The following is a 6,039-nucleotide window of genomic DNA, read 5'->3' as shown; positions in this document are numbered from 1 at the left end:
CCGATGTTGGTTTCCCGGCATCGTCCCGTACATGGCAGCGCACGAGTGTTGCGCCGGCTTCAAAAGCCTCCTGTGTCGATTCGATTTGCTCGTGAATCGTGGTCGGCACGGCTGGATTGTCAGCCTTTGTCGGCAGGGATCCAGTGATGGCGACGGTAATAATGCAAGGTGCTGTCATCAGTCTTCTTTTAAACTTCGTGGGCGGTCTGCCATAGCACGCATCTCCTTCAGAATATACGATGAGCAACGCCCCCGCATCAGCAGCTTCCAAGGCGCCGGTTCTGATCGATGAACGACAAACACGCGCTTAGCCCGGAGCGGCGGGGTATGGCAGCTCGGCAGCCTCGCAAGCATCAAGCCAGCCGCATTCGATTGCCAGCCGGCGCGAGCACAAAGTTGTATTCGATTTCCCAAAATTCGCCGGCAAAGCCGAGTTGCCGGGCCCGTTCCGGTTCGTTCACACGCTTCAAGTCGGCGAGCAGGCTCTTCTTGACCCCGAACACCGCGTCCGAACCGATGTAAGGGTCGTCAGGGTCGAAGATATGTGTGATGAGCGGCTGATAGCCATCCGCCTTCAGAATGAAATGTAGATGCGCCGGGCGATTGGGGTGTCGTCCCAACTCACCGAGCAATTGGCCGACCGGCCCATCATGCGGAATCGGATAGTATTTTGGCTTGACCGCGCGGAACCAATAGTGTCCGTCTGGCCCCGTGCGAAACAAGCCACGCAGGTTGAAGTCGGGCTGGATGCCCTTCTGCTGAACATCATAGAAGCCCTCGTCATTGGCTTGCCAGACATCAAGCGTCGCGCCTGCGATTGGCTCGCCTTCGACGTCGCGGACATGACCGTGAATCACCATATCCTCCCCCTTCTGGTCGAGGCAGATATTGGCTCCCATCGGCAATTCCGGCGCACCGGCCACATGGAAGGGCCCTAAAACCGTGCTCTCCGATGCCCCCGACGGCTTGCGGTTATTGATTGCGTCGACCAACATGGAGACGCCGAGCACATCCGAAAGCAAGATGAACTCTTGGCGCCATTCGTCGCACATGTGGCCGACCCGCGTCAGAAACTGAATTGCTTCGAACCACTCCTCCCGCGTCGGCTCGATCTCCTTCACCGCCTCGTGCAGCTTGCGGATGATCACGTCCATCGCGGTCCGCACCCGCTCGTTCTTCGCGTCGATGTTGCGGCCGGTCACGACCTCGATCGAATCTTCTTCCGTGAAGAAGCCTCTTTCGTGAGCTTGCATGGCCGTCCTCACCTGTCGAGAATAGTCTTGAAAACCCGGCGTAGTTCGGCGACGGGGTCGCCAGCAATCGCCTCCCGCCGCCAGCAGACATGCTGATCCGGTCGCACGAGGACGATGCCGCTGTCGCGCACTTCGCGGGAGCGAGCCCAATCTCCGGTGAAATCCTGCCAGTGCTGCCGCGGCCCAATGGAATAGGCGGCAATGTCGATGCCGAGTTCCCGCCCGATCATACTAGCGGCCTCGATCCAGCCCTGCCCGCCAATACCCGTGAGGAGCGCGAACCGACCGTGGCCGGCAAGATCCAAGGTGGAAACCTTGCCTCCATGGCCATCAAACAACCACGCATGGGGCAACCGAGCGCCAGGCCATGTCGTCGGCTGGTAGTGTAGCTCGGCGTCCTTCTCGAAAGGCGGTTCAGGTTGCCCGTCAGACACGATGGCTTCGGATCGGTAACGCTGATTCATTTCGACACCATGAGCGTCGAACTCGTAGACCTTGAAGGCAATGCTCTCGCGGATCTTCTTGCGCTGCTTCTCCGCCTCCGGCGTGTCGTTGCAGCGGGCATCCATGTTCTGCTGCATCTTCACCGGATCGATGGAATCGAGCAGACCGAGCGACTCGAATATCGGGCCGAATTCATCGATTGACTTGTTCGCGCGCGTCACGATTTGTTTTGCGACCGGCGCACGCTCCTGCGAATAGCTGGCGAGCAGTTTTGGGCTGGCCTTGCCTTTGATGACATGTGCGAGCTTCCATGCGAGGTTGAAGGCATCCTGGATCGACGTGTTGGACCCAAGTCCGTTGGACGGCGGATGCCGGTGAGTGGCGTCACCCATGCAGAAGACGCGACCGTTCGACATCTGCGTCGCATACATATTGTTCACGGTCCATGTGGACACCTGTTCTATTTCGACGTCGATATGGGGGTCGCCGATCAACTCGTGTGCGACCTTGGTTGCGAATGCCGTATCGACCTCGGGTGCCGGTTGGTTGATGTCGTAGCCCCAGACAATCAGCCATTCGTTCCAGGGCCGCACCATCCGCACGAGGCCCATGCCAATGCCGCCCACGTCCGCGCCGGGTTGCACAACCCAGTAGAGCACCGATGGCCGATGGACGACGTACTTGGACAGATCGGCCTTGAACAGGATGTTCATCGAACCGCCGACACCCATCTTGCCGGCAAACGGCAGGCTGGCATGTTCGGCAACCTTGGAGTTGCCACCGTCGGCTCCGATCAGATATTTCGAATGGACGCTGAACTCCTTGCCGGTCATCCGATCGAGGCAGGTTGTTGTCACCCCATCGGCGTCCTGCACATGCGAGAGATACTCCGTGGACATCCGCGCCTGGGTCCCGCGCGAGCACGCCGTCTTGAACAGGAGCGGCTCCATGAACGTCTGCGGCAGGTCATTCATAAACGTCGGTGAGGAAAGCTGATGCTCAGCCCGCGAAAGTGGGTGCTTGCCCCAGCTCTTCATGCGCCCGATCTCCTCGCCGGCCAGTGAGGTGCAGAATACGTTTTCACCCATCAGATCCTGCTCGGCGGCAAACAGATAGCCCTCGTCCTCGACCTCGCGACCGAGGTCGCGCAAGACCTCCATGGTACGCTGATTTGTGATATGCGCGCGCGGCGTATTCGACAGCCAGCGGTAGCGGTTGATCACCATATTGTCGACGCCGTACGTCGAGAGCAGTGCGGCACTCGCCGAACCAGCAGGTCCGGTACCAATGATCAAAACGTCGGTTGTGATGTCAGCCATGCGGTCCTCCCTTGCATTTCATGGAGATCGGGCCGCCGCGCAAGATGCGGCGGACTGGGAAAAACTGAATATCAGAGCGGCTGGCGAACAGCCCCCACAGGCCCTGCGGCGCGAACAGCATCACGATGATGCCGATCAGTCCAAGCACGAGCAGATACCAGGAGCCATGGTCTGCCAGCATATTCTGGAGCAGAAAGAATACGAGCACCCCGATCATCGGACCCTCGATGGTGCCAATTCCGCCGATCACAACGATGAAGATGACGTTAGCCGTCCAATCAACGACCGAGAACGCAGCGTCCGGGGAAATGCGGGCCTTCTGAACATAGATCAACGCGCCGGCCAGACTGGTGAGAAAGGCGGCGGCAAGATAGACGAATGTCTTCAGCCAGCGCGCATCAACGCCGATCGAGCGCGCGGCTTCCTGGTTGTCGCGGACGGCCGCAAGAGCCAGCCCCTGGCGCGAGCGCAGAAGCCGGTAGACGAAGACGATCGTCACCATCGCGAGCGCCAGGGCCAGCCAGTAGCAGACGACGTCCGTCGCCTGCGCGGGCCGTAGGCCGAACAGATGGCCGACAGCGCTCACACCCCACATGTCGCGGGTCACCCCGGTCGGAAGCGAAGTGCCAGTACCTCCGCCCAGCGCTTTCCACTGCGCGAGCAGCAGCCGCACGACCTCCGCGATGACCCAGCTCCCGATGGCAAAGTAGGCCCCTTGTAGGCGGAAAAGAAAGAGGCTGGTGAGAGCCGCGAGCAGAACCCCTGCCAAACCAGCAAGCGCGATCGAAGCGAGCGGATCCAGCTTAAATAAGATGACAAATGCGAACATCACATAAGCGCCGAAGCCGACGAATGCTTGCTGTCCGACCGAGACCAGGCCTGCGAAGCCGGCAAGCATGTTCCAGGATTGCGCTAACACCAGCATGGTGAAAATGAAGAACAGGTTTTGCACTGTGCCCCGGGAAACGAACAACGGAGCCATCACGGCAACGGCGACCGCCAGGCCCAGAATCCCAGAGAACACTGTTGACGCGGTCGTGCGTGTGTGGACGCGCCATGCGGGTGCGGTCGTATCCATTCTGTCCCCCTACTCCGCCGAACGCGGAAATAATCCGCGCGGCTTGAAAAGCAGCACGGCGAGGAACGCGACGTGCCCAGCTAGGATTTGCCATTCCGGATTGACGGCTGCGCCGAATGCCTGCGCCACGCCGATGATGACGCCGCCCGCCAGCGTGCCCCACAGCGATCCAAGTCCACCGATGATGACGGCTTCGAAGGCGTAAATCAGTCGTGCCGGTCCGATTGTCGGATCGAAATTGGCCCGCGTGCCGAGATAGAATGCCGCAATCGTGACCACGATCATGGCGATACCGGTCGCAACGGAAAAAATGCGATCGGGTCGAATCCCCATCAGCCCGGCGGTCACGCGATCGTCGGAGGTCGCCCGAAACGCGCGTCCAAGTGATGTGCGATAGAAGAGCTGGTTTAGGCTGACGATGACAACGACCGACGACAGCAAGGTGAGAAGAGGCATGATGCCGATATTGATCGGACCGAGCGAGAGCGTGGCGGATTCCAGCGGACCGACCGTGATCCGCCGGCTGTCGGCCGAAAAGCCTTCCAGCAGCGCGTTCTGAATGACGATCGACAGGCCGAATGTGACCAGTAGCGGCGGCAAGATGTCGGGGCCGAGCGTGCGGTTGAGGAGCTGCGCCTGGAGGAGCCAGCCGAAGCCAAACATGATGGGTATTGCTACCAGCGCCGCGAGGAATGGGTTTAACCCCAGTGCCGTGACCAGCCCGAGGATCAAAAACGCGGCCAGGACGATGAGGTCGCCATGAGCGAGATTGACCAAACGCATGATGCCGAAGACCAGGCTGAGTCCCGCTGCAAACAGCGCATAGAGTCCACCGAGCATGACGCCCTGGATGACGATGTTGAGCCAGCTCATGATCGCGACGCTCCGAAATAGGCCGCGTGGATGTCCTCGCGGGACAACGCTGCCGGCGGTCCCTCGAGCGTGACGCGACCTTCCATGAGACAATAGATGCGATCGGCGACCCGGAGCGCCTGCCCGATGTCCTGCTCGACGACGACGACCGAGGCACCCGAGGCGAGGATGCGCGGAAAGGCCGCATAGATGTCGCGGATCACGATCGGAGCAAGTCCCAGGCTGATCTCATCGCAGAGCAACACGCGGGGATTGGACATCAGCGCGCGACCGATCGCGACCATCTGTTGTTGGCCGCCTGACAGTGCGGTGCCCGGCGAATTCCGGCGGTCTCTCAGAATCGGGAAAAGGTCGTAGATGGCGTTGAGCGACCATGGCCCTTCGATGGCGCGACCGTATTTACCGATAAGCAGATTCTCCTCAACCGAGAGCGACGGAAAGAGCCTTCGTCCTTCCGGCACCATGGCGATGCCCCGCTCCACGACCTCGGGCGCCGGAAGCGCCCCGATCGGCTCGTTGTCAAACCTGATCTGATCCGAGCCGTTCCGCAGCACCCCGGCAATGGACCGCATCAGCGTGGTCTTGCCCGCGCCGTTGGCGCCGACAACGGCAACTGTTTCGCCGGCGTCGAGCGTCATGTCGATTCCGAAGAGAGCCTGGAAGTCGCCGTAACTCGCCGTCAAAGCCCTGGTTTCAAGAAGCGCCATCAGATTTCGATCCCTAGATAGATTTCACGCACCTCGCGGGACGCCATGATTGCTTGCGGCTCGCCAACACCGATCACCTTGCCGAAATTCAGTACAAGCAAGCGTTCGACCACCGCGTTCAGTGCGTGAAGGACGTGCTCAATCCAGATGATCGACATGCCGCCTCCATGCACACCGCGAATGGTCTCGACGAGAGCATGGCATTCGGCTTCGGTGAGGCCGCCGGCGATCTCATCGAGCAGCAAGATCTTCGGATCGGTCGCAAGCGCCCGGGCGAGTTCGAGACGCTTGCGCTGCAGAAGTCCGAGACTTCCGGCAGGCTGGTTGGCCCGATCCGCGAGACCCGTCTCGACCAGGATGTCCGC

The 6,039-nt window shown here is 60.5% G+C and carries 6 protein-coding genes and 1 pseudogene; all 7 read right to left on the bottom strand.

Annotated elements, in window-relative coordinates; translation table 11 throughout:
* Nucleotides 1-181, bottom strand: a 181-nt coding sequence (locus tag VNX23_RS23530) for a 3-keto-5-aminohexanoate cleavage protein (RefSeq protein ID WP_325633971.1), incomplete at its 3' end; no start/stop codon positions are given.
* A gap of 172 nt (nucleotides 182-353) precedes the next feature.
* Nucleotides 354-1,253 carry an intradiol ring-cleavage dioxygenase gene (locus VNX23_RS23525; protein WP_325633970.1) on the bottom strand — a complete coding sequence of 300 codons (900 nt, stop codon included), beginning with the start codon at nucleotides 1,251-1,253 and terminating at the stop codon, nucleotides 354-356.
* 8 nt (nucleotides 1,254-1,261) lie between these two features.
* On the bottom strand, nucleotides 1,262-3,016 hold the full coding sequence (locus tag VNX23_RS23520; protein ID WP_325633969.1) for an FAD-dependent monooxygenase: 1,755 nt from the start codon (nucleotides 3,014-3,016) through the stop codon (nucleotides 1,262-1,264).
* Entirely contained in the window at nucleotides 3,009-4,094 is a 1,086-nt protein-coding gene (locus VNX23_RS23515; protein ID WP_325633968.1) for a branched-chain amino acid ABC transporter permease, read from the bottom strand. The genes VNX23_RS23520 and VNX23_RS23515 overlap by 8 nt, the downstream gene beginning before the upstream one ends.
* Before the next feature lie 9 nt (nucleotides 4,095-4,103).
* Nucleotides 4,104-4,967 (bottom strand): branched-chain amino acid ABC transporter permease, encoded by an 864-nt coding sequence (locus tag VNX23_RS23510; RefSeq protein ID WP_325633967.1) that lies wholly within the window; start codon nucleotides 4,965-4,967, stop codon nucleotides 4,104-4,106.
* Nucleotides 4,964-5,674, bottom strand: a complete 711-nt coding sequence (locus tag VNX23_RS23505) for an ABC transporter ATP-binding protein (RefSeq protein WP_325633966.1) — start codon at nucleotides 5,672-5,674, stop codon at nucleotides 4,964-4,966. Before VNX23_RS23505 ends, VNX23_RS23510 begins: the two co-directional genes overlap by 4 nt.
* Nucleotides 5,674-6,039: pseudogene (locus VNX23_RS23500) on the bottom strand (ABC transporter ATP-binding protein); the annotation flags it as partial. The pseudogene VNX23_RS23500 and the gene VNX23_RS23505, both read right to left, overlap by 1 nt.

Source organism: Bradyrhizobium sp. (genome assembly GCF_035570375.1).
Lineage (GTDB): Bacteria > Pseudomonadota > Alphaproteobacteria > Rhizobiales > Xanthobacteraceae > Bradyrhizobium.
Note: the sequence above shows the minus strand (reverse complement) of the source record. Positions and strands in the feature narration are given on the sequence as shown.

Bases quoted from the DNA above. Each gene is read 5' to 3' on its own strand.
- VNX23_RS23525 (WP_325633970.1), bottom strand. From the start codon at position 1,253: ATGCAAGCTCACGAAAGAGGCTTCTTCACGGAAGAAGATTCGATCGAG.
- VNX23_RS23520 (WP_325633969.1), bottom strand. From the start codon at position 3,016: ATGGCTGACATCACAACCGACGTTTTGATCATTGGTACCGGACCTGCT.
- VNX23_RS23510 (WP_325633967.1), bottom strand. From the start codon at position 4,967: ATGAGCTGGCTCAACATCGTCATCCAGGGCGTCATGCTCGGTGGACTC.
- VNX23_RS23505 (WP_325633966.1), bottom strand. From the start codon at position 5,674: ATGGCGCTTCTTGAAACCAGGGCTTTGACGGCGAGTTACGGCGACTTC.
- VNX23_RS23515 (WP_325633968.1), bottom strand. From the start codon at position 4,094: ATGGATACGACCGCACCCGCATGGCGCGTCCACACACGCACGACCGCG.